Genomic DNA, 525 nt, shown 5'->3' with positions numbered 1-525 from the left:
CCCCGTTATGTTCTTCGCGGTTCCGCAAGGGGACCGCTGGCCTCCGGGCCCGGCATGACTGTTGCCCCCTGTCGAAGGGATGACCTGGGGGGTGGTGTCACCGGGCCCGAGAGGCGCCGTTGGAGACGCTGATGAGAGGTCCGACTACCGCCTGGCCTGGCGCAATGCAGGCCGCTTGCGGGCGGCAGGTCTGCATAACGTGGATGCGCGCATACGGCACCATCGCCATGGCCAGCACCGCACGATCCCTGTTCGGGAGGACGGGTTGTACGACATCGACGACGTGGGCGTCTTCCTCGGCCTGGACGTCGGCAAGAGCGCCCATCACGGGCACGGGCTGACTCCGGTCGGCAAGAAGGTCTTCGACAAGCAGCTGCCCAACAGCGAGCCGAAGTTGCGGGCCGTCTTCGACAAGCTGACCGCGAAGTTCGGCACCGTGCTGGTCATCGTCGACCAACCCGCCTCCATCGGAGCCCTGCCCCTGACGGTCGCCCGGGACGCCGGCTGCAAGGTCGCCTACCTGCC

The 525-nt window shown here is 67.6% G+C and carries 1 protein-coding gene; it reads left to right on the top strand.

Annotation, left to right across the window (positions count from 1 at the left end; genetic code table 11):
- Positions 1-265: 265 nt before the first annotated feature.
- Positions 266-525 (top strand): IS110 family transposase (locus ACYVMZ_RS39445; protein WP_461088153.1); only part of this gene is annotated, 260 nt, incomplete at its 3' end.

The sequence above is a fragment of the Streptomyces deserti genome, assembly GCF_054782695.1.
The sequence above is the reverse complement of the archived record's forward strand: the minus strand, read 5'-3'. Positions and strand labels throughout refer to the sequence as shown.